Source organism: Bradyrhizobium sp. Kon56, from assembly GCF_055807635.1.
This window is the reverse complement of sequence record NZ_JBVVOU010000011.1, coordinates 166240-191890: the sequence shown is the minus strand read 5'-3', so window position 1 is coordinate 191890 and position 25651 is coordinate 166240. Positions and strand designations below refer to the sequence as shown.

At 64.2% G+C, this 25651-nt stretch carries 25 protein-coding genes and 1 pseudogene; 16 read left to right on the top strand and 10 right to left on the bottom strand.

What is annotated here, in order from left to right; translation table 11 throughout:
• Positions 1-41: 41 nt before the first annotated feature.
• The 3 genes from AC0L3B_RS19880 to AC0L3B_RS19870 form a co-directional block, all read right to left on the bottom strand.
• A complete protein-coding gene (locus tag AC0L3B_RS19880) occupies positions 42-920 on the bottom strand; it encodes a shikimate dehydrogenase (protein WP_018456034.1) in 879 nt (292 codons plus the stop codon).
• A 143-nt stretch (positions 921-1063) separates the two neighbouring features.
• The gene (locus AC0L3B_RS19875) at positions 1064-2002 is read right to left on the bottom strand and encodes a LysR family transcriptional regulator (protein ID WP_018456035.1); all 939 of its coding nucleotides are present in this window, start codon (positions 2000-2002) and stop codon (positions 1064-1066) included.
• A gap of 332 nt (positions 2003-2334) precedes the next feature.
• Positions 2335-2511, bottom strand: coding sequence for a hypothetical protein (locus tag AC0L3B_RS19870; RefSeq protein WP_018456036.1), 177 nt, complete (start codon positions 2509-2511; stop codon positions 2335-2337).
• Between the two features lie 167 nt (positions 2512-2678).
• On the opposite strand from AC0L3B_RS19870, the gene AC0L3B_RS19865 reads away from it, so the two are divergent.
• From AC0L3B_RS19865 to AC0L3B_RS19835, 7 genes are all read left to right on the top strand, one after another.
• The gene (locus AC0L3B_RS19865; protein WP_018456037.1) at positions 2679-3407 is read left to right on the top strand and encodes a helix-turn-helix transcriptional regulator; all 729 of its coding nucleotides are present in this window, start codon (positions 2679-2681) and stop codon (positions 3405-3407) included.
• Positions 3408-3490: 83 nt separating this feature from the next.
• Complete coding sequence (locus tag AC0L3B_RS19860) at positions 3491-4150, top strand: acyl-homoserine-lactone synthase (protein WP_018456038.1); 660 nt, start codon at positions 3491-3493, stop codon at positions 4148-4150.
• A 1-nt stretch (position 4151) separates the two neighbouring features.
• Positions 4152-4370, top strand: a complete 219-nt coding sequence (locus AC0L3B_RS19855; RefSeq protein WP_026233073.1) for a hypothetical protein — start codon at positions 4152-4154, stop codon at positions 4368-4370.
• Positions 4371-4678: 308 nt separating this feature from the next.
• On the top strand, positions 4679-5596 hold the full coding sequence (locus AC0L3B_RS19850) for a branched-chain amino acid ABC transporter permease (RefSeq protein WP_007615745.1): 918 nt from the start codon (positions 4679-4681) through the stop codon (positions 5594-5596).
• Positions 5593-6537: a branched-chain amino acid ABC transporter permease gene (locus AC0L3B_RS19845; protein WP_247370456.1), complete on the top strand. Its 945-nt coding sequence runs from the start codon at positions 5593-5595 to the stop codon at positions 6535-6537. Before AC0L3B_RS19850 ends, AC0L3B_RS19845 begins: the two co-directional genes overlap by 4 nt.
• Complete coding sequence (locus AC0L3B_RS19840) at positions 6530-7297, top strand: ABC transporter ATP-binding protein (RefSeq protein ID WP_018456042.1); 768 nt, start codon at positions 6530-6532, stop codon at positions 7295-7297. The genes AC0L3B_RS19845 and AC0L3B_RS19840 overlap by 8 nt, the downstream gene beginning before the upstream one ends.
• Complete coding sequence (locus AC0L3B_RS19835; RefSeq protein ID WP_018456043.1) at positions 7290-8003, top strand: ABC transporter ATP-binding protein; 714 nt, start codon at positions 7290-7292, stop codon at positions 8001-8003. Before AC0L3B_RS19840 ends, AC0L3B_RS19835 begins: the two co-directional genes overlap by 8 nt.
• 166 nt (positions 8004-8169) lie before the next feature.
• Here AC0L3B_RS19835 and AC0L3B_RS19830 read toward each other — a convergent pair whose 3' ends face one another.
• From AC0L3B_RS19830 to AC0L3B_RS19820, 3 genes are all read right to left on the bottom strand, one after another.
• Positions 8170-8535: a hypothetical protein gene (locus tag AC0L3B_RS19830; RefSeq protein WP_473380931.1), complete on the bottom strand. Its 366-nt coding sequence runs from the start codon at positions 8533-8535 to the stop codon at positions 8170-8172.
• Between the two features lie 293 nt (positions 8536-8828).
• The gene (locus AC0L3B_RS19825) at positions 8829-10265 is read right to left on the bottom strand and encodes a glutamine synthetase family protein (RefSeq protein WP_473380930.1); all 1437 of its coding nucleotides are present in this window, start codon (positions 10263-10265) and stop codon (positions 8829-8831) included.
• Between the two features lie 193 nt (positions 10266-10458).
• Positions 10459-11817 (bottom strand): aromatic ring-hydroxylating dioxygenase subunit alpha, encoded by a 1359-nt coding sequence (locus tag AC0L3B_RS19820; protein ID WP_204513152.1) that lies wholly within the window; start codon positions 11815-11817, stop codon positions 10459-10461.
• 110 nt (positions 11818-11927) lie between these two features.
• Between AC0L3B_RS19820 and AC0L3B_RS19815 the strand changes: the two genes are divergently transcribed.
• Positions 11928-12713: an IclR family transcriptional regulator domain-containing protein gene (locus AC0L3B_RS19815; RefSeq protein WP_085349669.1), complete on the top strand. Its 786-nt coding sequence runs from the start codon at positions 11928-11930 to the stop codon at positions 12711-12713.
• A gap of 90 nt (positions 12714-12803) precedes the next feature.
• On the opposite strand, the gene AC0L3B_RS19810 is transcribed toward AC0L3B_RS19815, so the two are convergent.
• Positions 12804-13196 carry a group II truncated hemoglobin gene (locus AC0L3B_RS19810; protein WP_018456047.1) on the bottom strand — a complete coding sequence of 131 codons (393 nt, stop codon included), beginning with the start codon at positions 13194-13196 and terminating at the stop codon, positions 12804-12806.
• 12 nt (positions 13197-13208) lie between these two features.
• Positions 13209-14129 (bottom strand): annotated as a pseudogene (locus tag AC0L3B_RS19805) (helix-turn-helix transcriptional regulator); the annotation flags it as partial.
• Positions 14130-14269: 140 nt separating this feature from the next.
• On the opposite strand from AC0L3B_RS19805, the gene AC0L3B_RS19800 reads away from it, so the two are divergent.
• The 4 genes from AC0L3B_RS19800 to boxB all read left to right on the top strand — a co-directional run bounded on the left by AC0L3B_RS19800 (position 14270) and on the right by boxB (position 20047).
• Positions 14270-15811 (top strand): benzoate-CoA ligase family protein, encoded by a 1542-nt coding sequence (locus AC0L3B_RS19800; protein WP_085349671.1) that lies wholly within the window; start codon positions 14270-14272, stop codon positions 15809-15811.
• A 52-nt stretch (positions 15812-15863) separates the two neighbouring features.
• A complete protein-coding gene (locus AC0L3B_RS19795; protein WP_473380929.1) occupies positions 15864-16685 on the top strand; it encodes an alpha/beta fold hydrolase in 822 nt (273 codons plus the stop codon).
• A 72-nt stretch (positions 16686-16757) separates the two neighbouring features.
• Positions 16758-18446 carry a 2,3-epoxybenzoyl-CoA dihydrolase gene (gene boxC / locus AC0L3B_RS19790; protein WP_473380928.1) on the top strand — a complete coding sequence of 563 codons (1689 nt, stop codon included), beginning with the start codon at positions 16758-16760 and terminating at the stop codon, positions 18444-18446.
• Between the two features lie 149 nt (positions 18447-18595).
• Entirely contained in the window at positions 18596-20047 is a 1452-nt protein-coding gene (gene boxB / locus AC0L3B_RS19785) for a benzoyl-CoA 2,3-epoxidase subunit BoxB (RefSeq protein WP_085349674.1), read from the top strand.
• A gap of 110 nt (positions 20048-20157) precedes the next feature.
• On the opposite strand, the gene AC0L3B_RS19780 is transcribed toward boxB, so the two are convergent.
• Together AC0L3B_RS19780 and AC0L3B_RS19775 are read right to left on the bottom strand one after the other, a co-directional pair.
• The gene (locus AC0L3B_RS19780) at positions 20158-20958 is read right to left on the bottom strand and encodes an SDR family oxidoreductase (RefSeq protein ID WP_377828489.1); all 801 of its coding nucleotides are present in this window, start codon (positions 20956-20958) and stop codon (positions 20158-20160) included.
• Positions 20959-21084: 126 nt separating this feature from the next.
• Positions 21085-22143: a polysaccharide deacetylase family protein gene (locus AC0L3B_RS19775; RefSeq protein WP_085349676.1), complete on the bottom strand. Its 1059-nt coding sequence runs from the start codon at positions 22141-22143 to the stop codon at positions 21085-21087.
• 164 nt (positions 22144-22307) lie between these two features.
• Here AC0L3B_RS19775 and AC0L3B_RS19770 point away from each other — a divergent pair, with 164 nt between their 5' ends.
• The 4 genes from AC0L3B_RS19770 to AC0L3B_RS19755 all read left to right on the top strand — a co-directional run bounded on the left by AC0L3B_RS19770 (position 22308) and on the right by AC0L3B_RS19755 (position 25641).
• Positions 22308-23702: an OmpA family protein gene (locus AC0L3B_RS19770; RefSeq protein ID WP_473380927.1), complete on the top strand. Its 1395-nt coding sequence runs from the start codon at positions 22308-22310 to the stop codon at positions 23700-23702.
• 2 nt (positions 23703-23704) lie between these two features.
• Positions 23705-24001: a hypothetical protein gene (locus AC0L3B_RS19765; RefSeq protein ID WP_085384937.1), complete on the top strand. Its 297-nt coding sequence runs from the start codon at positions 23705-23707 to the stop codon at positions 23999-24001.
• Between the two features lie 120 nt (positions 24002-24121).
• Positions 24122-24712 carry a TetR/AcrR family transcriptional regulator gene (locus AC0L3B_RS19760; RefSeq protein WP_473380926.1) on the top strand — a complete coding sequence of 197 codons (591 nt, stop codon included), beginning with the start codon at positions 24122-24124 and terminating at the stop codon, positions 24710-24712.
• On the top strand, positions 24709-25641 hold the full coding sequence (locus AC0L3B_RS19755; RefSeq protein WP_473380925.1) for a haloalkane dehalogenase: 933 nt from the start codon (positions 24709-24711) through the stop codon (positions 25639-25641). Before AC0L3B_RS19760 ends, AC0L3B_RS19755 begins: the two co-directional genes overlap by 4 nt.
• Positions 25642-25651: the final 10 nt, after the last annotated feature.

Sequence of the window (25651 nt, the reverse complement as noted above, 5' to 3'; positions counted from 1 at the left end):
TTTCGTGATGGTGTCCGCGGCCTTGTGTCCGGCCGTTTCGGTTACGCTGCGTGATAGGCCGAGCTTCGTGCCGCCATCACCTCGTCGAATGCCTCTCCCATGATCTCGGTGGATGGGGCAAGGCCAGTGAACAGTTCGAAAGCGTCGGCGGCCTGGTAGATCGCAAGCTCCCGTCCGGTCATGATCCGCGCGCCCTTGGCTTGGGCAGCCGCCAGCAGCGGCGTGATCAGCGGCGAATAGACGGCGTCGGCGACCCACAGGTTTTGACGTAGCAGCGTCGGCGCGACCGGCGTTTCCCGGTTCGGCAGCATGCCGACCGGCGTGCCGTTGACGAGGCCCGTTGCGCCGTCGAGCGCGGCCTCGACGCTTGCGGCGACCCTGGCGCCACCCTGTTTGTCGAGCAGCGCGGCGAGTTTTTCGGCGCGTGCCGGCTCGCTGTCGAAGATACGGATGTCGGTCACGTCAAGGCTCGCCAGGGCAAACGCGATCGCCTTGCCGACGCCGCCGGTGCCGATCACGGCGACTGCGTTTCCAGAGGCCGCCAGCAGCGGCGCGACGGCGCGCGCAAAGCCCGTCGTGTCGGTGTTGTGGCCGATCAGCCGGCCGTTCCTGACGACGACGGTGTTGACCGCCCCCATGGCGGCGGCACCCGGTGCCAGTTCATCGAGCAGCGGGACCACCGCCTCCTTGTAGGGAAAAGTGACGTTGACGCCGGCAAAGCCGAGCCGCCGCACGCCCTCGAGCATCATGCGGAGCCCGCCCGCGTCGGCGCCGGCGACCTCGATGAGCTGGTAATGGCCGCGCAGCCCAAGCCCCTCCGCGGCGCGCTCATGCATGGCAGGGGAGGCAGAATGCGCGATGGGTGCGCCGATCAGGCCGGTCAGGAGCTTTTTGGGTGCGGCGGGTCCGCGCTTTGACATGGTTCGCTATCGTCTCGTTGGGAGCGTTTGATCCCGGCCTTTAGCGGGGAGATCCGCCCAATTCCAAGGGGCTTCCCCCAGGAACGATAGCCTTTCCTCGGCCTAACACAATTACCCTTTTGTGCTGCAAACCTAACATAATGTTATCTCTTCCGCGCCCGTGGCGGCGCGGCCCTGCCTTTGCCCCGCGACGGCTCGACCGCGCGCATCTCCGCGCGCAGGGACTCGATGAAATACTCGACATGAAGCGACAGCGGCGCGCCGCGCTTCACCGCGATATAGGTGTCGAATCGCGTCGGCTCGGTGATCTTGATCAGCTCGATGCCGGGATAGCCCCCATGGGCCACCGTGAACTGGTCGATGATGGCGATGCCGAGCCCCGCCTTCACCAGCGCGCAGACCGTGGTGCCGAAGCGGGCGCGGATGGTGATGTTGTACTCGAGGCGGTGGCGCGCGAAGATCTCGGCCATGATCCGCCCGTAGGGATCATTGGGATCGATGCCGATCAGCGGATAGCGCGTGATCTCGGCGGCGGAGACCTGCTTGCGGCCGGCGAGCTCGTGGCCCGGCGGCACGATGCAATAGAGCTCGCCCGAGGCGAGCGGCATGAAGTCGAGCCCGGAATGCTCCAGGCGATAGCTCATCGCCACGCACTCGCCGCGGCCGAGCATGAGATAGTCGATGGCTTCCTCGAGCTTGAGGATGTTGATGTCGATGCCCAAATCCGGATAGCGCCGCCGGACCCGCTCGATCGCGCGCGGCACCATGACTTGCGAAATGCTCGGCACCGAGCCGATGCGCAATTCCGACAATCCGCCGCGCCCGATCTTGGAGATGATCTCGGAGAGGTCGTCGACCTTCTTGTAGACGCCGTTGATCTGCTCGAAGATGTTCTCGGCTTCCGGCGTCGGGAAATAGCGGCCGTTCTGGCGCTGGAAGAAGCGGATGCCGAGCGAGCGCTCGGTATATTTCACCAGGCGGCTGATGCCCGGCGCCGAAACGTTCAGCAGCTTCGCCGCGCCGCCGATCGTGCCCGTCACCATCACGGCACGGATCACTTCAACCTGGCGCAGCGTCATCATGTCCTGGGCATCCGAAGGTAATCGTGGTCGGCGCTGCCTTTCCCTCTTCCCTTGTGGGAGAGGGCGGATCGCCGCGATAGCGCGAGGCGGGTGAGGGGTTCTCTCCCCGCACGAGCCTCGCGCATTTGAACGCGTGGAAACAACCCCTCATCCGGCGCCATAGCCGATGCGAAGCGTCGGCGTTTTGTTTTAAGAACGGCGGCCGAAGGCCGCCTATGCCACTTCTCCCACAAGGGGAGAAGGAAGGAAACATTCGCGTTCGGTTGTTCGGTTCAGATCAGAGGAAGGCATGGCGCCGAACGGACCGTTCGTGCGCTCACAGCAATTGCGTGCTAGCTCGCCGGTCCGTCCGGCGTGGCGCTCTCTGCCGGCTTGCTGCGCTCGCTTTGCAGCACCCCGCGTGCGAACTCGATGATCTTCTGCTTGTTTGCCGTTTCGCGGACGGCGAAAAATACGCGGTTGAGTTCCAGGCCGAGCACGCTGTTGAGGGCGATGTCCTCGTCTTCCATCGTGGTTTCCCCGCTTCAGACATTGTAGGTGTATCTTGACGTCCCTTCTTCCACAAGTAGATTAAGCCTTCGGGGTCAATGGGATACCGGGAAACTACGGAATCCGTGAATTGAGGCAGTGCCCCAAGACGTGCTATATCGCACAGCGAGGGTCAGGAAACGCACCGATGTCCGCCGTGGATTATGGCCGGGAAGCGCTCGACTTCATCGAGGGGCTTGGGGCCTATCGCAAGGTGCCCGACGCCATGAATGCGCTCGAATCGGCCTTTGGTCGCTTCGGTTTTGAAACCATCATCGTGACGGGGTTGCCCAATCCCGACCAACAGTTTGCACAGATGGTGCTCGCCAAGCGCTGGCCCGCGGGCTGGTTTGGTCTCTACACCGAAAATAACTACGACCGTTTCGACCCGGTGGTGCGGTTGTGCCGCCAGTCAGTCAACCCGTTCGAATGGTCGGAAGCACCCTATGATGCGGAGCTCGAGCCGAACGCGGCCGAGGTGATGAACCGCGCCACCGATTTTCGCATGACGCGCGGCTTCATTGTGCCGATCCACGGACTCACCGGCTACGAGGCCGCGGTGTCGCTCGGGGGCGTCCATCTCGACCTCAATCCCCGCAGCAAGCCGGCACTGCACCTGATGGCGATGTATGGCTTCGACCACATTCGCCGTCTGCTCGATCCAGCGCCGTATCCCTCGGCACGCCTCACCCCGCGCGAGCGCGAGGTGATCGCCTGGGCCTCGCAGGGCAAATCGGCCTGGGAAATCGGCGAGATCCTGCACATCACGCAGCGCACCGCCGAAGAGCATCTTGCAACCGCCGGGCGCAAGCTCGGAGCCGTCAACCGTACGCATGCGGTAGCACTGGCGATTCGCAACAAGATCATCAATCCCTAAGCGACGTACTGGGAAATTTCCCAATACCGAACCATCCTCTTTTCGCAGAGGGTGCCCTCCATTGAGGATGAATGGGGGTTTTCATGATTCACGCCATTTCTGCAGTAAATCGCCACCTTTACGAAGATGTGCTCGATCAGCATTTCCGGCTGCGGCACGACATCTTCGTCGAAGAGCGGCGCTGGGAGACGCTGCGCAGGCCGGATTGCCGCGAAATCGATTCCTATGACGACGAGGACACCGTTTATCTGCTTGCGCTGGAGGGACGCCGCGTCATCGGCGGTCACCGGCTCTACCCGACCACCAAGCCTTCGATGATGAGCGAGGTCTTTCCCCATCTGGCAGCGGTGCGCGGCTACCCGGTGGATCCTCTGGTCTGGGAATGGTCGCGCTACTTCGTCGTGCGCGATCGCCGCGACGGCGCGCTCAACCTGCAACTGATGGCGGCCGTGCAGGAGTTCTGCCTCGGTCAGGGGATCGCGCAGGTCAGCGCGATCATGGAAACCTGGTGGTTGCCGCGCTTTCATGAGGCCGGCTTCGTCGTGACCCCGCTCGGTCTGCCGGCACTGGTGGAGAACGCATGGACCATGGCGGCGACCATCGACATTCTCCGCGAGACGCTCGATGCCCTGCATGATCGCATCGGCGTGCCTTCCATCGTCCAACAGGACGGTCCGCGTATCAATTGCATCGCCCTTGCCAACCTCTGCGGCCTCGCTGCCGCGCAACGAAAGAGCGCCTGAGATGTCGAACATGATGCGGGACAGCCAGATCATGGCGCAGATCAAGGACGAAAATCTGGGCTACATGTCCGACATGGCGCTCGAACTCGCGCAGATGGCGGAAGACACCGGATTGGCGACGCTCGCCTATCTGTTCCGGATGGCGGCGCTGGAGGCCTCGACGGCCAACAGCGTGCTTGCCGAGCCGGATGACCTTCGCCGGCAGATGACGTCGCACTAGGCGTCTCCATCCACACGTTGCGACGAATTCACACCCTCTCTCCCGCAACGGAGGGAGGTGATCCGTTTGGGTGCGGCAGGTTGACCCATCCTGCGCGGCAGTCTTCTTGCAAGACCGATTGCAGGGCCAGGACCGATCGGATGCATCGGCATGCAACAAAGTGCATGTTGGGTGTCGAATCGCTCTTGCCTCGGAACGATACTGCCATTACCCATTTTTCCGCCTTGTCCAGGCAGGGGGAGCTCTTTCACTGATGGCGACCGTGTTCGAACATCGGCGCGAACCTGCGTGCGCCTGAAAGAGTTTTGATGCTGCTCGTCGTCGAACAGTTCTTGAACGGATTGCAGTTTGGCCTGCTGCTGTTCCTGCTCGCCGCCGGCCTGACGCTGGTGTTCGGGATCATGGATCTCGTCAACCTCGCGCACGGCTCGCTGTACATGATGGGCGCCTATTTCGCCGCGACCTTCGCAGCCTGGACCGGCAGCTTCCTGCTCGGTGCGCTATTGGCGCTCGGCGCGACGCTCGTGCTCGGCATCGTGCTCGAGATGACCGCGCTGCGGCATCTCTACGGACGAGACCATCTTGACCACGTGCTCGCGACCTTCGGCCTGATCCTGTTCTTCAACGAGGCCGTGCGGCTGATCTGGGGGCCGGCCGGCCTTGCGCTGCCGCTGCCGGCCTGGCTCACCGTGCCGGTGCCGATCCTGCCGGGCATTCACTATCCCGCTTATCGCCTCGCCATCATCGTCGTGGCGCTGCTGGTTGCGCTGCTGCTCTATCTCGGCGTGATGCGCACCCGCATCGGCATGCTGATCCGGGCCGGCGCCTCCAATCGCGAGATGATCGGTGCGCTCGGCATCAACATCAAGCTGCTCTACACCCTGGTGTTCGGCCTCGGTGCCGCGCTCGCCGGTCTTGCCGGGTTGATGCAGGCGCCGATCCTCACCGTGCAGATCGGCATGGGCGAGAACATCCTGATCCTCGCCTTCGTCATCATCGTGATCGGCGGCATCGGCTCGATCCGGGGCGCGTTCCTGGCCGCGATCTTCGTCGGCATGATCGACACCCTCGGCCGCGCCTTCCTGCCCAATTTGTTGAGGCAGGTGCTGAGCGGCGCCGCGGCCTCCACCGCCGCGCCCGCGTTGTCGTCCATGCTGATCTACCTGCTGATGGCGATCGTGCTGGTGGTGCGTCCGGAGGGGCTGTTTCCGGCCAACCGCCGATGAAGGCTTTCACTGTGAGCAAGGTCGTCACGGTCCTGCTGCTGGCGGGCCTCGTGCTGCTGCCGCTCTATTCGCAAGCATCCGGCAACATCTTCATCCTGACGCTGCTCACCCGCATCGTCATCCTGGCCCTGGCGGCCGCGAGCCTCAACCTCATCATGGGTTTTGGCGGCATGATGAGTTTTGGCCACGCCGCCTATCTCGGTATTGGCGGCTATGCGGTCGGCATGCTGGCGCAGGAAGGCGTGGGCTCGGGCTTCATCCAGTTTCCGGTCGCGCTTGCGGCCTCCGCGCTTTATGCGTTGGTGATCGGCGCGCTGTCTTTGCGCACCCGCGGCGTCTATTTCATCATGATCACGCTGGCGTTCGCGCAGATGGCCTATTACGTCGCCTCGGGGCTGGCGCGTTATGGCGGCGATGACGGCCTCACCGTCTACAAGCGCAGCGACTTCTCCGGGCTGATTAATCTGTCGAACCGCACGCAATTCTATTATCTCTGCCTCGCCTGCCTGTTCGGCGTGGTCTTCCTGATCTGGCGCATCGTCAATTCGCGCTTTGGCCTCGTCCTGCAGGGCCTGCGCTCCAACGAGCAGCGCATGCAGGCGATCGGCTTTCCCTCGAAACGCTACCAGCTGGTCTGCTTCGTCATCTCGGGCATGATGTGCGGCCTCGCCGGCGCGCTGCTCGCCAACAACACCGATTTCGTCAGCCCGGCCGCGATGTACTGGACCCGTTCCGGCGACCTCATGGTGATGGTGATCCTCGGGGGCATGGGCACGCTGTTCGGTCCGGTCATCGGCGCGGTGGTGTATTTGTTGCTGGAAGAGTTCTTGTCGCAGCTCACCGAATACTGGGCGCTGATCATGGGTCCGCTGCTGCTGCTGATCGTGCTGTTCGGCCGCGGCGGCATCATGGGCCTGCTCGGGAGGCTCAATCGTGGCTGAGCCGCTGCTCCGCGTCGACAGGCTGGTGCGCCGCTTCGGCGGCATCATTGCGACGGACAACGTCTCGCTCGACGTTGCGGCAGGCGAGCTGCACGCCATCATCGGCCCGAACGGCGCCGGCAAGACCACGCTGATCAGCCAGCTCACAGGGCATCTGGAGCCGCATTCCGGCAGCGTCTCGCTGGCGGGGCGCGACATCACCTATCTGCCGGCCTATCGCCGCTGCGCGCTGGGCCTGGCACGTTCTTTCCAGATCACCTCGCTGCTGCTCGATTTCACCGCCGCCGACAATGTCGCGCTCGCGGCGCAAGCGCATGCCGGCACCTCGTTCCGCTTCTTCGCCGATGCACGCAAGGAGAAGGGCCTGCGCGATGCCGCGCATGCCGCGCTCGATCGCGTCGGTCTCGTCCATCGTGCCGATGTCCTGGTGTCCAGGCTCAGCCATGGCGAGCGTCGCCAGATCGAGCTGGCGGTTGCGCTGGCAAGCAAGCCGAAACTTTTGCTGCTCGACGAGCCGATGGCGGGACTCGGCGTCACCGAATCCCAGCGCATGGTGCAGCTGCTCCAGGAGCTGCGCAAGGAGGTCTCGATCGTCCTGGTCGAACACGACATGCCGGCGGTGTTTGCGCTCGCCGACCGCATCTCCGTGCTGGTCTATGGCCGCGTCATCGCCTCCGGCGATCCGGCCGCGATTCGGGCGAACGAGGACGTCAAGCGCGCCTATCTCGGCGAGGCCCATGTGGTGACGCACCATGGATGACACGCTGCTCGAGGTCGACGGCATCGAGACCTGCTACGGCCTGTCCCAGGTGCTGTTCGGCTTGTCCCTGTCGGTCAAATCAGGCGAGATGGTCTCGCTGATGGGTCGCAACGGCATGGGCAAAACCACGACCATCCGATCCATCATGGGCCTGACGCCGGCGCGCGCCGGCAGCATCCGCTTTGCGGGCTCGGAAGTGCGGACGCAGCCGTCCTACAGGATCGCGCAACTCGGTGTCGGCCTCGTCCCCGAGGGGCGGCAGATCTTCCCGAACCTCACCGTGCGCGAAAACCTTGTCGCGGCAGCGGCCGATCGTTTCGGCAGCAGCAATCCCTGGACGCTGGCGGCGATCTACGTGATGTTTCCTCGCCTGGCCGAGCGCGCTTCCAATATGGGCAACCAGCTCTCCGGCGGCGAGCAGCAGATGCTCGCCATCGGCCGCGCGCTGATGACCAACCCGAAGCTGCTCATCCTGGATGAAGCGACCGAAGGCCTGGCGCCTCTGATCCGCGAAGAGATCTGGAGCTGCCTGTCGCTGCTCAAGAGCCGGGGACAGTCGATCCTGGTCGTCGACAAGAACGTCGACCACCTCGCCCGCATCTGCGACCGCCACACCATCATCGAGCGCGGCAAGACGGTATGGAGCGGCACCTCGGACGAGCTGTTGGCCGAGCCGGATCTGCAGCACAAATATCTAGGGATTTGAGGGTGAGGGCGCGATGCTGGGCGCCGCTCATACGTTATCGTCCTGGCGAAAGCCAGGACCCATAGCCACCGCATTCAGTTTGGCGAAGATTGGCGGTTAGCAGCCGCGTGCGACAACTTTTCCCTGGGGTAATGGGTCCTGGCTTTCGCCAGGACGACATTGGCAATCACCAGTAAATCCCGTGCCGATGCAGTTCGCGAATCACGCGGGCCTCGGTGGATGGCTGGCGACGTTTCGGCTTGGTCGTTTCTCTTGTGCTGGCAATCGGCGCGGCACTGGACTGAGTTGCGGCCGGAGCGATCGCGGTTGTCGTCGCAGTCGCTGCCGGAGACGTTGAAGCTGGGGCCGTGGTCGCCGTCTGGACATTCGTGGGTGCTGCCGCCGGAGCTTGTGGCGGCGTGGCTGCTGTCGTTCCCGGCTCGGCGGTCTGCTGGCTCGCATTTGTCGCCGCAAGGCTAAAGCTCCGTGGTCCGCCGGCATAGGCTTGGCTTGCCAGCAGCGACATTGCCGCGATCAGGATCAGCTTTCGCATGACACCCTCCGTTCGCTAGTCAATCGCTCTTACCTAAATCCGCTGGGCCTCTATCGCGACGAGCGACCCGCCCCGATCTCAATCAGAGTGGCGCGGCAGGACAGGCGATAGATCAAACTGAACAGATGACCCCACATGACCGAACTCCTTTGTTGATCACGGAGCAAATCTACACCGCCCATTTTTCCGGCGGTTTTCGCGGGCCTTGGAAAATAGCTTCATCGGGAGCGGTGAAATGTCGTCGGAACTGAGCGGACGAAGTCGCCTCACGGGGAGGTGAGGGCGTGTCTGGCTCAAAACACCTCGAAATATTCGCGGTGCTCCCAGTCGGTCACCTCGGACAGAAAGCGGTCGATCTCGGCATTCTTGATGTGGGTGTAATAATCGACGAACTCAGGCCCGAGCTTTTCGCGGAAGAACGGATAGTCCTTCAGCGCGCTGACCGCGTCGCGCAGCGATTTCGGCAACAGCGGCGCCTTGGTTTCGTAAGGCGTGTCGGCAGACGGGCCGGGATCGAGCTTGCGGTCGACCCCGTCGAGGCCGGAGAGGATCTGCGAGGCCATGTAGAGATAAGGATTGGCGGCGGGCTCGCCGATGCGGTTTTCCAGGCGCGTGGCGGCGTCGCCGGCGGCGCCGAGCACGCGGATCATCACGCCGCGATTGTCGCGGCCCCAGATCGCGCGGTCCGGCGCCAGCGAATAGGAGCGGTAGCGCTTGTAGCCATTGATGGTCGGGGTGGTGAACACGGTCGACGCGCGGGCGTGGTCGAGCAGGCCCGCAAGCCAGGCGCGGGCGAACGCGCTGAGCGGCTCGCCGCCGTCTTTGGCCATGAACTGGTTCTCGCCGGTCGCGCGCGAGACCACCGATTGGTGCAGATGCCAGCCGCTCGCGAACAGGTTCGGCAGCTTCGGCCGGCACATGAACGTGGCGTGATAGCCGTGGCGGTGTGCGATCTGCTTCACGGCAGAGCGAAACAGCACCATGTTGTCCGCGGGCTCAATGCCCTTCTTCGGGGCGAAGGTGAATTCGCACTGGCTCGGCCCGAACTCCACCTCGACCGAGCGCAAGGGCAGACCGAGCGCGACGATGTCACGCCGCAAGATCTCCAGCACCGGCTCCATCTGGTCGAAGCGCTGCTCGGTGAGGTATTGATAGCCGTGGCTGAGCAGGCTCACCGAAGGCGGTGTGCCGGGCTGGCCGGCATCCTCCGGGCGCATATGCGGATCGTCGAGCTTGAAGATGTGGAATTCGACCTCGAGGCCCGCCACGAAATCATGGCCGCGACTTGCGAGCTCGTCGAGCACTTTGCGATAGAGCCCGCGCGTCGCGAACGGCACGGGACGGCCGTCGTTGAAATAGAGGTCGCAGAGAACCCAACCCGTGGTTGGCGCCCATGGCAAAACGCGAAACGTCGTGGGATCGGCGACCATCAGCACGTCGGCCGCGCCCTCCATCTCCTTCATGCCGAAGCCGCCGCCTGACGTGAACACCGGAAACACCGTGCGGTGCGAGGTGTCCTTGGCGAGCATAGTGGTGGTGATGGAGCAGCCGCTCTCCAGCGAGGCGATCGCCTCGGAGGCGACGATGGTCTTGCCGCGCAAAATGCCGTGCTGGTCCGGGAAGGCGAGGCGGATGACCTCGAGATTCTTCTCGTCGACGATGCGCCGCACGCGCAATGCGGCGTCCTTCTGCTCATCCGACCACAGCGCATGACGCGCGACGAAAGTCACTTTGGCAGTTCCTTCTTGCTCGGCGAGAGTATAGCGCACACTGTCATCGTCCGCGAAGGCGGACGATCCAGTATTCCAGAGACGTCCGTGTGTCCACGAGAGGCCGCGGCGTACTGGATGCCCCGCTTTCGCGGAGCATGACAGCGGAGAATGTGGAGCCGCCGTCTCGCCTCGCTAGCGGCGAACTGCATTATCACTCCGCCGCCGTCAGGCGATGCACGTTGTCCGCGATCTCCTTCGGCACCGGCGCCGTCCACGGCGCGCTGCGGCGGCGCTTGACGTCGACCTCCATCCAGTAGATCTCCCAGCCTCGGGTCGGCCCGATGCCGTCCATGGTCGCCGGACCCTGGATCGAACGTGCGGTGGCCTCGTCGAGATGCAGCATCGGCTTCTCGCCGCCTGCGACCTTCTCGATCTCCTGCCGCAGCAGGCGCCGGTACTGCACGATCGCCTTGTCGCTCGTGCCGAGGTGCTCCCGGGTGCGGTCCTGGATCGCGCCCATCGATTCCACCGCCCACTGGTCGTGCACGTTGATGTCGGTGCCCATGCCGGTATAGGTCGCCGTCTGCTGCTCGTGCGGATCGAAGCCGTAATCGTTCGTCCCGTTCTTGCGCGATTTGTAATCCGGCAGCTCATAGAGCTCGAGCCGCTGGTCGCGCATCTTCTGCTTGTCCACGGGGTTCGAATAACTGGTGAAGATCGCGTACCAGTAGCAGTTCTCGTCGTCGACCGGCACGTGCCACTGTGTGATCGTCATCTCCGTGCTCATGGGGATGACGAAGCCGTGCGGAAAGAGCTGGTTGGTGACGCGCACATGGGTGCGCTCCTCGTCGATCTCGCGCAGTGCGATCAGCCGCAGGCCGTATTCGGTGTGCTCGACATTGATGATCGGGCGGTCGTATTCGCGCAAAATCTTCGTCATCGGCAAGTCGCTGCCTGCCGATGTGCCGCGGAACTGCTTGCCGTAGGCCGTCGAGGTGTCCTCGTCCTCGAAGAAGCGATGCAGATAGGAGGCGTGCGCGGGGTCGATGCCGACTTCGAGCGCCTGGAGCCAGTTGCAGGCCATATGGCCTTTGAACGCGAAGGTGTGCGTGCCGGGCGCGACGAAGCAGTCGAGCTCGGGAAATGCCGGCGGCTCGCCCTCGCCGAGATAAGCCCAGAGGATGCCGCTCTTCTCCACCACAGGGTAAGAGCGCTGACGGATGTTCTGGCAGAGCTTTGAGTCCTTCGGCTCCGCCGGCGTCTCGATGCATTGCCCGGTGGCGTCGAACAGCCAGCCATGGAAGGCGCAGCGCAGGCCGCCATGCTCGAGCCGTCCGAAGGCGAGATCGGCGCCGCGATGCGCACAGTGGCGATCGATCAGGCCGTAACGCCCCGTCTCGTCGCGGAACAGCACCAGGCTTTCGCCGAGCAATCTGACGGGACGGATCGGTCGATCGCCGTCGAGCTCGTCCACCAACGCCGCCGGCTGCCAGTAGCTTCGCATCAGCTTCCCGCAGGGGTCCTTCGCACCGGTGCGGGTGATCAGGTCGTTCTGCTCCTGGCTCATCATGGCGAGTGCATCCTTTATGGAGTCGATTGTTCGCCTATTGAACTAATGGGCGAATTATGACAGGCCTTGACGCGGCAGCAAGCACTATTTTGCAGGAATGACCCGACACCATGCCCAAGCTGAAGCGAAGCGAGAGCGACGAACGCGCGACGGATTTCGTCGAGAGCCTCGATCGCGGGCTGCGCCTGCTGCAATGCTTCGGCATCACGGCCGGCCCGATGACGCTGAGCGATCTCGCCCGTGCCGCTGAGCTTCCCCGCGCCACCGCGCGGCGCATGCTGTTCACGCTCCAGCGCGGCGGCTTCGTCAGTGGCGACGGGAAGCTGTTCTCGCTGACGCCACATGTGCTGACACTCGCCGCGTCGTATCTGCGGTCGAGCCAACTCGTCACGGTCCTGCAACCGGTGCTCGACCGCGTCGCGACAGCGGCCAACGAAATCTCCTCGCTCGCGGTGCTCGACGGCGATGAGGTCGTGTTCATCGCGCGCAGCAGTCCGGCGCGGATGTTCTCGGGCGGATTGGAAATCGGCTACCGGCTTCCGGCCTTCTGCACTTCGGTCGGCCGCGCCATGCTCGGTCAACTCGACGATGCCGAGCTTGCTGCGCGCCTGACGGCGACGAAGCGCGAAGCGCTGACGCCGCAGACGGTAACCGATCCCAAGGTGCTGCTCGCGCGCACCGTCGCCGATCGCGCGCAGGGCTATTCGCTGGTGGACCGCGAGGCCGAGCCGCATTTCCGCTCGATCTCGGTCCCCGTCCGCCGCTACGACGGCGTGATCGTCGCCGCCATTAACATGGGCGCGCACGTCGATCGCGTGCCGGCGCAGGAATTGATCGAGCGATTTTTGCCGCTGTTGCGTGAGGGCGCGGAGGCGGTGCGGTCGCAACTCTTGTAGCCCGGGTGAGCGAAGCGATACCCGGGAAAGTCATCGTGAAGACCCGGATGTCGCTTCGCTCATCCGGGCTACGCGCCCGTGCAAAAATCACTAGCGGTTGCGCATCCAGTCGGCGAGGCCGGACAACGCCTTGTCGAGGTCCTGCCGCGCTGCGGCGTCCACAACCGTCTCCTCCAGCGCACCGCGCATGCAGAGCATCCACGCGTCGCGCTCGGCATCGCCGATGGCAAAGCCGATGTGGCGCTGGCGCAGCCGCGGGTGGCCCTTCTCGACCGAATAGAGTTTCGGGCCGCCGGTCCATTCGGTGAGATAGCGCTTCAGCACATCCCTGATCAGGCCGAGGTCGTCCGCATGCATCGCGCGGATGATCTTCGCCTCCGGCAGCGTATCCATCCGGTCGTAGAAGCGATCGACCAGTCGATCGATCGTGGCGCTGCCGCCGATCCGCTCGAACATGGCGATTGCGACGTCGCTCTCGGTCATGGGAGTTCGGACCTACAGCGCCACGCTGCGCAGCCCGAAGCTGCGCGCTTCGTTCTGCAGCACCGGCCGCACCGCATCAACCAGGCGCGCCGCGGCGGCATCGACGGACAGTCCCGCCGTGTCCACCACCGCCGTCGCGCGCGCATATAGCGGCTCGCGGCTCAAGAGGATGTTGCGCAGCTCCGCCATCGCGGAGCGGTCGTCGGCCATCGGGCGCAAATCGCCCTGGCGGCGGACGCGGGCCATGTGCTCCTCGGGCTCGGCCTTCAGCCAGATCGTGTAGAACGACGACAGGATCTGGTCGAAGGTCAGAGGTTCGGAGACGATGCCGCCGCCGGTCGCCAGCACCATCAGCTCGTGGCGCGCGAGCAGCTGCTGCAGCGCCGCCTGCTCCATGCGGCGAAAGCCTTCCTGGCCGTAGAGCGCGATGATCTCGGCGACCGACAGCCCGTTCTGCTGCTCGATCTCCTTGTTGAGCTCGACAAAGCTCCAGCCGACCTTCTTCGCCAGCATCCGCCCAAGCGTCGATTTGCCGGCGCCGCGCAGGCCGATTAGCGCGATGCCGCAGAACGGCGCGCGCCGCGGCGCGGAGGCGCTGCCGCCTGCGAGCAGATCTTTTGCTTGTGCGACCTGCGCCGGCGTCGCCTTGCGCAGGAGATCGCGAAACATCTGCCAGTCCGGGGTCGGATCGGCCGAGGGAAGCAGGTCTTCGAGATGCGCGCCCATCGCGTCGGAGACGCGGCGCAGCAGCACGATGGAGACGTTGCCCTTGCCGCTTTCGAGCTGCGCGATGTAGCGCTCCGATATTCCTGATACCTTAGCGAGCACCTTGCGCGACATGCCGCGCAGCGCGCGCATGGTGCGCACGCGCTGGCCGAGCTGTTCGAGAAATCGGGATTCGGCGTCGGGACTGTCGGTCATGGACTGCGGATCATGGGCCTGCTTGAGCGGATGTCTTCTTTTAAAGAGGTCCTGCGGCGCGTATTAATGAAACATAGTGCCTGCTGGCATTGACAGCAAGCCGAGGCGGTGTCTTTCTATGAATTATAATTCTAAATTCAGGGGAGAAGTCCGTGAGCGAGGGATCCTATAACGCGGTGACCTGGCTGCTCGACCGGAACGTCGAGGAGGGACGCGGCAACAAGCTCGCCTTCGATGACACCGTCTCACGGCTCACCTATGGCGAGCTCCAGCGCGAAACGCGGCGCGCCGCCAACATGCTGCGCCGGCTCGGGGTCCGCCGCGAAGAGCGCGTGGCCATGATCATGCTGGATACGGTCGACTTCCCGATCGTGTTTCTGGGCGCGATCCGCGCCGGCATCGTGCCGGTGCCGCTCAACACGCTGCTGACATCAGATCAATACGCCTACATCCTCGCCGATTGCCGCGCGCGCGTGCTGTTCGTCTCGGAAGCGCTCTATCCCGTCATCAAGGACGTCGTCGGCCGCATGCCGGATCTGGAGCATGTCGTGGTCTCCGGCGCCAAACAGAACGGCCACAAGCAGCTCGCCGAGGAGATTGCGGACGAGAGCGATCAGTTCACCACCGCCGCCACCCATTCCGACGAGCCGGCATTCTGGCTGTATTCCTCAGGTTCGACCGGCATGCCCAAGGGCGTGCGGCACATCCATTCGAACATGCAGGCGACCGCGGACACTTATGCGAAGCAGGTGCTCGGCATTCGCGAGAACGACGTTTGTCTTTCCGCGGCAAAGCTGTTCTTCGCATATGGCCTCGGCAATGCGTTGACCTTTCCGATGTCGGTCGGCGCCAGCGTGGTGCTCAACAGCGAACGGCCGACGCCCGCACGCATGTTCGACCTGATGAACCGCTACAATCCCTCGATCTTCTACGGCGTGCCGACCCTGTTCGCGGCGATGCTCAACGACGAAGCGATGAAGAGCGAGCGCGGCGGCAAGTCGCTTCGCATCTGCACCTCGGCCGGCGAGGCGCTCCCGGAGTCCGTCGGCAACAGCTGGAGGGCGCGCTTCGGCGTCGATATTCTCGACGGCGTCGGCTCGACCGAGCTGTTGCACATCTTCCTGTCGAACGCGCCCGGCGACATCAAATACGGCTCCTCCGGCAAACCGGTGCCCGGCTATGCGGTGCGGCTTGTCAACGAGGCCGGACAGGATGTCGCCGACGGCGAGGTCGGCGAGCTCCTGGTCGATGCGCCCTCCGCCGGCGAGGGGTACTGGAACCAGCGCCACAAGAGCCGCCGCACGTTCGAGGGGCCGTGGACCCGCACCGGCGACAAATATGTCAGGGATTCCGAGGGCCGCTATACCTTCTGCGGCCGCGCCGACGACATGTTCAAGGTCTCTGGCATCTGGGTCTCGCCCTTCGAGGTCGAGAGCGCGCTGATCACGCATCCCGCCGTGCTGGAAGCTGCCGTCGTGCCCGAAGCCGATCCGGAAGGTCTGCTGAAGCCCAAGGCCTTCGTCGTGCTGCGCCCCGGCGCGACGACGGCGGGCCTGCAGGAGATGCTCAAGGATCACGTCAAGCAGAAGATCGGCCCGTGGAAATATCCGCGCTGGATCGACGTGGTTGATTCCTTGCCCAAGACGGCGACGGGGAAGATCCAGCGGTTCAAGCTGCGGGACGGGGCGAATTGACAACAGGTCGTCATGGCCGGGCTTGACGACGGAGAGAGAAGAGCGACAGAGCATGACCGACCTCGCCCCCACCGGCTTTCTCAGCATCGGCGACGCCAGCCTCGAATACAAATGGCTGGCGCCGCAATCCGCCGATGCACCGACCATCGTCATGCTGCATGAAGGCCTCGGCTCGGTCGGGCTCTGGGGTGACTTCCCCGAGAAGCTGCGAGAGGCGACCTCCGCCGGCATCTTCGTCTATTCGCGCGCGGGCTACGGCCAGTCGAGCAAGGTCGCGCTGCCGCGGCCGCTCGACTACATGCAGCGCGAGGCACTCGACGTGCTGCCGAAGATCCTCGACGCGATCGGCTTCAGGCGTGGCCTGCTGCTCGGCCATTCCGACGGCGCGTCGATCGCGACGATCTATGCCGGCGCGCATCAGGATCATCGCCTGAACGGCCTCGTACTGATCGCGCCGCATTTCATTGTCGAGGACATCTCGGTGAAGTCGATTGCGGACATCAAGACGGCATTTGAGACCACCGACCTGAAGGCAAAGCTCGCGCGCTGGCACACGGACGTCGACAACGCCTTCTACGGCTGGAACGCCGCCTGGCTCGATCCCAAATTCCGCGACTGGGATATCTCGGAATATCTCGCTTATATCCGCGTTCCCGTCCTGATCCTTCAAGGCGTGGACGACCAATACGGGACGCTGCGTCAGGCCGAGATCGCGCAGCACGAATGCTATTGCCCGGTCGATTTGAAAGTCATGTCAGGCGCGGCGCATTCTCCGCATCGCGAAGCTCCGGGATCGACGCTTCACGCGATTGAGCAATTTGCAGCAGCGGCCCTAGGAGAGGGCATGCAACAAAATGCATGTATGGGCCGTTAAAGTCTAGACGCGCGCAGCAATATGCATTATTGTGCATCTAACGGTAAACCAAGACGAACTCAAGGGTGGCCCATGGCCGAGGAAGATCGGCGCCTCGCAGGCGGCGCGACATTCATCGATTTCCAGACCGAGCCGTCCCGCTACCGGCACTGGAAGCTCGCGGTTGACGGTGACGTCGCCACCCTGACCATGGACGTCGACGAGAATGGCGGCCTGTTCGAGGGCTATCTGCTCAAGCTCAATTCCTACGATCTCGGCGTCGACATCGAGCTTGCCGACGCGGTCCAGCGCCTGCGCTTCGAGCACCCCGAGGTGAAGGTCGTGGTGATGCGCTCGGCCAAGAACCGCGTGTTCTGCGCCGGCGCCAACATCCGCATGCTCGCCGGCTCGACGCATGCCCACAAGGTCAATTTCTGCAAGTTCACCAACGAGACCCGCAACGGCATGGAAGACTCGTCGGAGAATTCCGGCCAGCGCTTTATCACCGTCGTGAACGGCTCGGCCGCCGGCGGCGGCTATGAGCTCGCGCTCGCCACCGACTACATCATGCTTGCCGATGACGGCGCGTCCGCCGTCGCCTTGCCCGAAGTGCCGCTGCTCGCGGTGCTGCCGGGCACCGGCGGCCTCACGCGTGTGGTCGACAAGCGCAAGGTGCGCCGCGATCACGCCGATTTCTTCTGCACCATCGAAGAAGGCGTGAAGGGCAAGCGCGCCGTGCAATGGCGCCTGGTCGACGAGATCGCGCCGAACAGCAAGCTCGAAGGCAAGGTTGCCGAGCGCGCCAGGGAATTCGCCCAGGCCTCGAAGCGCAAGGGCAGCGGCAAGGGCATCGCGCTGACGCCGCTCAAGCGCATCATCGATGAGACGAGCATCCGCTACGGCTTTGTCACCGTCGACATCGACCGCGCCGCCCGCATCGCCACGATCTCGATCAAGGCGCCTGAAGCCGCGCCGCCCGCCGATATCGACGGGATGATGGCGCAGGGTGTCGCGTTCTGGCCGCTCCAGGTCGCGCGCGAACTCGACGACGCCATCCTGCATCTGCGTATCAACGAGCTCGAGATCGCGATGCTGGTGTTCAAGAGCCACGGCGACCGCGCCCATGTGCTCGCCTGCGACGCCTTCCTCGAAGCCAACAAGGCGCACTGGCTGGTCAACGAAATCAGGCACTACTGGAAGCGTGTCTTGAAGCGCATCGACGTCACCTCGCGCACGCTGGTGACGCTGGTCGAGCCCGGCTCCTGCTTCGCCGGCACGCTCGCCGAGCTCGTCTTCGCCGCCGACCGTTCCTACATGCTGATCGGCACGCGCCAGGGCGACAACCGCCCGCCGCCGTCGATCGAACTGTCAGCGATGAATTTTGGCCCGTATCCGATGAGCCATGGCCTGACGCGGCTTCAGTCGCGCTTCCAGGCCGATCCGTCCGATGTGGAACGCGCGGAAGCCACGATGGGCACCACGCTGGACGCCGAGCAGGCCGAAGAGCTCGGTCTCGTCACCTTCGCACTCGACGACATCGACTGGGACGACGAGGTTCGCGTGTTCCTGGAGGAGCGCGCCAGCTTTTCGCCCGACAGCCTCACCGGCATGGAAGCCAACCTGCGCTTCGTCGGCCCCGAGACGATGGAATCGAAAATCTTTTCGCGCCTCACCGCGTGGCAGAACTGGATCTTCCAGCGCCCCAACGCGGTCGGCGAGGAAGGCGCGCTGCGCCGCTACGGCAGCGGCCAGAAGCCGAAATTCGATATGACGCGGGTGTGACGACATTTGCTGCGTCATGGCCGGGCAAAAGCGCGAAGCGCGTCTTCGTACAGAATGTCCCGGCCATCCACGTCCTTGGCTGAGCAAGCAAGAACGTGGGTGCCCGGCACAAGGCCGGGCATGACGAAAGAAATCCAAGGAGCACGGCCATGAACGTGAACATCATGAACGTCGACTACTCGACCAAGATTCCGAACAACGTCAATTTGGCCGAAGACCGCCAGGTGCTCAAGGCGCTGGAAGGCTGGCATCCCGGCTACATGGACTGGTGGAAAGACATGGGGCCGGAAGGCTTCCAGGAATCGCTGGTGTACTTGCGCACCGCCTATTCGGTCGATCCGCGCGGCTGGGCCAAGTTCGACTATGTGCGGATGCCCGAGTATCGCTGGGGCATTCTCCTTGCTCCCCAGGAAGAGAACCGCGTCGTGCCGTTCGGCGAGCATTTTGGCGAGCCGGCCTGGCAGGAAGTCCCGGGCGAGTATCGCGCCATGCTGCGCCGTCTGATCGTGATCCAGGGCGACACCGAGCCCGCCTCCGTCGAGCAGCAGCGCCATCTCGGCAAGACCGCGCCCTCGCTGTACGACATGCGCAATCTGTTCCAGGTCAATGTCGAGGAAGGCCGTCACCTCTGGGCGATGGTGTACCTGCTGCAAAAGTACTTTGGTCGCGACGGACGTGAAGAGGCCGACGATTTGTTGCGCCGCCGCTCGGGCGACGCCGACTCGCCGCGCATGCTGGGCGCCTTCAACGAAGCGACGCCGGACTGGCTGTCCTTCTTCATGTTCACCTATTTCACCGACCGCGACGGCAAGATGCAGCTGCACTCGCTGGCGCAATCAGGCTTCGATCCCCTGTCGCGCACCTGCCGCTTCATGCTGACGGAAGAAGCGCACCATATGTTCGTCGGCGAGACCGGCATCACCCGCGTCGTGCAGCGCACCTGCGATGCGATGCGCGAAGCCGGCATCACCGATCCCACCGACATCGCGAAGGTCCGCGCGCTCGGCGTGATCGACCTGCCGACCATTCAGAAGAAGCTGAACCTGCACTATACGCTGTCGCTCGATCTGTTTGGCTCGGAAGTCTCGACCAACGCGGCGAACGCCTTCAACACCGGCATCAAGGGTCGCTATCACGAGACCCAGATCGACGACGATCATCAGCTCAAGAACGCCACCTATCCGGTGCTGAAGTTCATCGACGGTGAGATCAAGCTCGTCGACGAGCCGGCGCTGACCGCGCTCAACATGCGCCTGCGCGACGATTACAGCCAGGATTGCGTCAAGGGCATGCTGCGCTGGAACAAGGTGATCTCGACCGCGGGCTACCAGTTTCAGCTCAAGCTGCCCAACGTCGCCTTCCACCGCCATATCGGCGAGTTCAAGGGCATCCACGCGACGCCCGACGGCATTTTGATCGACGATGCCACCTGGGCGAAGCGCAAGGACGAATGGCTGCCCTCGACCGCGGACGGCGACTTCATCACCTCGCTGATGCAGCCCGTCACCGAGACCGGCCAGTTCGCCTCCTGGATCTCACCGCCGAAAGTCGGCATCGACAACAAGCCCGGCGATTTCGAATATGTGAGGATCGAGTCGTAAGGGCCGCCAGCGAGGCGCGACGGCCGCGCTACATACTCACCTGTCGTCCCGGCGAAGGCCGGGACGACACCGGAGTGTGAGGTGAGGGCGTCGTGCTGACGCGCCCCCGCCTACCCCGCGATCTCTAGCCCCGCGTTCGCGTACACCACGCCGCCATCCACCGCGATGGTGTTGCCGACCACGTAGTCACCCGCGCGCGAGGCGAGATAGATCGCCACGCCGGCCATGTCCTCGTCGGTTCCGATCCGCCGCGCCGGAATGCGCTTGGCGACCTCGTCCGAATGGTCGCGCGCAGCCCGGTTCATGTCGGACTTGAACGCGCCGGGCGCGATTGCGGTGACGTTGACGTTGTCCTTGATCAGTTTCGTCGCCATGCGCCGCGTCAAATGGATCACCGCGGCCTTGCTCGCGGCATAGGAGTAGGTCTCGCCGGGATTGACGAAAATGCCGTCAACCGAGGCGATGTTGATGACCTTGGCGGGCCGCTCATGCGAAGCCGCCGCGCGCAGCGGCTTGGCCAGCGCCTTGGTCAGGAAGAACAGCGACTTGACGTTGAGGTCCATCACCTTGTCCCAGCCGCTTTCGGGGAATTCGTCGAACTCCGCGCCCCAGGCAGCCCCTGCATTGTTGACGAGGATGTTGAGCTTCGGCTCCAGCTTGATGATTTCGCCAGCGAGCCTGTCGCAGCCGTCGACGGTCGAGATGTCGATCGGCAGCGCGATGCACTCACCGTCATATCGGCCTGACAGCTCTCTCGCGGTGGCCTCGCAAGGTCCTGCCTTGCGCGCGGTGATGTAGACCTTCGCGGCTCCCGCGCTGAGAAATCCCGCCGCGATCATCTTGCCGATGCCGCGCGAACCACCGGTCACCAGCGCGACGCGGCCTTTGAGCGAGAACAGATCGTTGAACATGGTGCCTCCCCTGGTGTTTGGCGACGTTTTGAGCGGGGTAGGGAGGGGAGTCAAGGACAGCGCCGCATCGTCGTCCTGGCTTTCGCCATGACGACGTCTGAGTTCGGGCAGCCAAGACGGAGAGATTTAAGCCGCCGCGATCCTGCGGAAGCCGTTCCACATCGCGGTCGCGGCGCCCGAGGTCAGCACCGGCAGAATCCGCGTGTCCTGGTAATTGCCATTGAGCGAGACCCGTGGCAGCGCCGTCATGCGGCCGGCGTTTTCGGCGAACAGCATGCCGGGTCGCGTCGTCACCGCGGTCTTGAAGCCGGCGGATGCAGCGAGCACGAATTCACGCTCGCCCGCCGCCTCGCGATCGCCATAGGGATAGGCCAGATGTTGAACGTTGCGGCCGAGCGCCTGCTCGATCCGCGCGCGGCTCACGGCCATCTCCTGCGTGGCGATCGCTTCGCTTTGCTTGGCGAGATTGCAATGGCTGACGGAATGCGCGCCGATCGTGACCAGGGGATCGGCGGCAAATGTCTTCACCTCGTCCCAGGACAGGCAGAGGCTGCGGCACAGCGCGGCCATGTCGACGCCGTACTTCGTGCAGAGCGCCTCGATCTCGCGCTTGAGATCGTGCTCGCCGGGCAGTGCGCGCAACCAGTCGTGCAGGCGATCGAACGCCACCTGCTTGGCGGCTGGCGTCGTCGCATCGAGCCGCAGCGCGGCATTGCCGATCGTCACCTCGATCTGCTCGGTCTTGGCGATTACGGCCTCCAGCGCCTCCCACCACAGCCGGCCCGTCCCCTCCGCGAAATCGCTGGCGACGTAGACCGCCAAGGGCGCGTCAAATTCGCGCAGAACTGGCAGCGCAAAATCGAGATTGTCGCGATAGCCATCGTCGAGCGTGAAGGCGGCGAAGCGGCGGTCGAACCGGCGCCGCACCAGCCGCTCATGCAGCTCGTCCATGCTGACGATGTCGATCTCGCGCGCGCGCAGGTGGCGCAGTGTGGCACGCAGGAATTCGGGGGTGACTTCGAGATGCCGGTTCGGCTGGAACGCCGCGCCGCGGGCCGGCCGCACGTGATGCAGCATGAATATGGCGCCGACGCCCGACAAAAGCGGACGCAACAGGTGGTGGGCGCCGCTGAAATAGAGTGCTTCCAGCCCGGCGCGGATGACGTTGTTACGGAGTTGTTTCATGACCCGCTGGCGGACTTTGGCATTCCGCTTTCAACTTACGGAAGAACCCTTGAAGAAAAAGTTATTCCAATTGTCCAGGCCCGGCCTTCGGAAGGGCGTCATTTCCGGTTTGACAGCCTGCCAAGGGTTTGTTTTGTCTCCGGTTCCAGAGTTCGGGTCGTCGAATGCACAAGCTTTTCAGGTGGGCCAGCAAATGGTGGCCGGGGCTGATCCCCCTGGCCGTCATGTGGGGATTTGCGGCCTGGAATAACACTTTGCCGGTCGAGGCGGACCTTTCCGCCCGCAGCTCGGCGGCGCTAAAGGATACCGTTCTGGACAAGACCCGGATCGCGGTGGATGGCCGCGACGTCAGCCTGGCTGCGGACGCGTTTTCTGAGGAGGGGCGCCGCGACGCCGTTGTGGCGGTCGAGACCGTCCCCGGCGTGCGCCTGGTCGACGACCGGACCCGCCTCGTGCCCGAGGCAAAGCCCTTCGTCTGGAACGCCGAGCGCGACGTGGTGCGGGTGACGCTGTCAGGCTCTGCGCCCCTGCCGTCGATGAAGGGCCGCCTGACCGAGGCGGCCCGCAAGGAGGTCGGCGGCACCGAGGTGGCCGATCAGATGGGTTTGGCCCGCGGCGCACCGCCGCGGTTCGAGGCGGCTGCGATGCTGCTGCTCGACCAGATCGGCAAGCTCAAGGACGGCAAGATCACGATCACAGACACCAAAGTCACTCTGTCGGGGATGGCGCGCGATCTCGGCGGCCGCGAAGCGGTCGCAGCGGCACTTAAAAACCTGCCCGAGGGCTTTTCGATCGCCGCCAACGACGTCAAGGCGCCGCCTTACGTGTTCCAGGCTTACAAGGATCCGGTGGCCGCGACGGTGACGCTGACCGGCTATGTTCCCGACAACAATGTCCACGCGGCCATCGCCACCAGTGCGTCGCGGAAATTCTTCAACGAAAAGGTCGTCGACAATCTCAAGGCCAGCGTCGGCGCGCCCGGCTCGTTCAGCCCCGCCGTGGTCGCAGCGCTCGGCGCGCTGTCGCGACTGTCGACCGGCACTCTCGTCGTGTCCGACCGCGAGGTGAAGCTGTCGGGCGATGCGCTCTATGAAGGTGCCGCCAACGACATCCGCGCAGGCCTCGGCAAGGATTTTCCGAAAAACTGGCAGTACAAGCCGGAGATCACGGTGAAGCCCGCGGCCGGGCCGGTCGACGGCACCGTGTGCCAGCAATTGTTCTCCGAGCTCTTGGCCAAGGCCAAGATTCGCTTCGGGGCGAAGCGCGCCGAGATCGATCCGGATTCCGCCGGCATTCTCGATCATCTGATCGAGACGGCATTGCGATGCCCCACCACCAATATCGAGGTCGCCGGGCATACCGATGCCGACGGCGAGGATTCCTTCAACCAGGCACTCTCGGAGAAGCGCGCGCAGGCGGTGATCGACTATCTGGTCAAGGCCGGCCTGCCTGCCAACCGGTTCACCGCGGTCGGCTACGGCAGCACGCAGCCAGTCGCCGGCAATGACAGCGAAGACGCCAAGGCGCAGAACCGCCGCATCGAATTTCTGGTGAGGTGACGATGCCCTATCTCGTCTCGTTCCATCTGGGCTGGCTGATCGGCTCGCTGCTGCTCGGCTTCTGCATGGGCTGGATCTCGGTGGTCCAGCGCGGCAACGGCACCTCGAAGGTGACCGCGCGCTGGCTCGCCGTGCTTGTTGCCGGCCTGGTCGCGGCCTCGTTCGCGCATGTGGTCCCCGGTCGCTTCGGCTACTGGCTCGACCTCGGCCTGACCATGTTCGGCTGCTACCTCGTCGGCGCCGCCATCGGCGCCTGGCTGCGCGATCGGGTGGTCGCACGCAGCATGCCGCCGGCCTGAGCGGCTGAGCTGAGAGGCAAACGCGCGCCCGCTATCGCGCTCATCACTTGCTCCGCCATCAGGTTTCAAGGGCAAGGGCGGGGCGTTTGACATTAATACGTACGTGCGTATTACTTCGCCATGCCAAAGCCCTCGCTCAAAGACGCCATTCTCGACGCCGGCCTGAAGGTCATGTTTCGGACCGGCTATCACGGCACCAGCGTGCGCGACGTCACCACTGCTGCGGGCGCGCCGCAGGGGTCCTTCACCAATCATTTCCGCTCCAAGGAAGCGTTCGCCTCCGAGGTGCTCGACCGCTATTTCGATCTCACCAGGAGCTTGGTCGCGGAGGCATTGCAGGATGTCTCGCTGAGCCCCCGCGCACGGCTCAAGCGCTACCTCGACATCATCACGGGCAGGCTGGAAGCCGACGGCTTTGGTCGCGGCTGCCTGATCGGCGATCTCAGTCTGGAAGCGACCGGCAGCAGCGAGATGCTGCGCGTGCGCCTCGCCGACATCTTTGCCGAATGGCGCGTGCCGTTCGCCGCCTGCATCGCCGAGGCGCAGACCCGCGGCGAGATCGCATCCGATTTCGAGCCCGAGGAGCTCGCAGACTTCCTGCTCGCGTCCTGGCAGGGCGCGATCCTGCGCATGAAGGTCGACCGCAGTCCCAAAGCGCTCGAACGTTTCAAGAGCATCGCATTCCAAACCGTGTTCAAGGAGCTGACATGACCAAGCAGATCGACATCAAGATTCGCAAAGCGTCCGTCCTCGGAAGCAGCATGGCCTATCGTGAGGCAGGCGCGCAGAACGCGCCGGTCGCGCTCTTCCTGCACGGCAATCCGACGTCCTCGCACATCTGGCGCAACATCATGCCGTTGGTGTCACCGGTCGCGCATTGCCTCGCGCCCGACAACATCGGCTTCGGTCAGTCCGACAAGCCCGACATCGCGTACCGCTTCTTCGATCACGTCCGCTATCTCGATGCCTTCATCGAACAGCGCGGCATTACGTCGGCCTATCTCATTGCGCAGGATTGGGGCACAGCGCTCGCATTTCATCTTGCGGCGCGCCGGCCGGATTTCGTGCGCGGGCTCGCCTTCATGGAGTTCATCCGTCCGATGCCGACCTGGCAGGACTTCCACGACACCGAGGTTGCCGCAGAGCAGGAGCATGCCGAGGCGGCGCGGGCGGCCTTCCGTAAATTCAGGACGCCGGGCGAGGGCGAGGCGATGATCCTCGAGGCGAATGCCTTCGTCGAGCGCGTGCTACCCGGCGGCATGGTCCGCAAGCTCAGCGATGACGAGATGGCGCCCTATCGCGCGCCGTTTCCAACACCAGAGAGCCGCCGGCCCGTTCTTGCACTTCCGCGCGAACTGCCGATCGCAGGCGAGCCCGCTGACGTTTATCAGGCTCTGCAGTCCGCGCATGCAGCGCTGGCCGCGTCGTTCTATCCAAAGCTCCTGTTCACCGGCGAGCCCGGAGCTCTGGTCTCACCGGAATTTGCCGAACGGTTTGCAGCCTCCCTGAAGCACTGCGCGCTGGTTCGTCTCGGCGCCGGCCTGCATTTCCTCCAGGAGGATCACCCCGAGGCGATCGGGCGCTCCGTCGCCGGCTGGATCGCGGGCATCGAGGCAGTGCGCCCGCAGCTTGCGGCCTGAGCAGAACGCT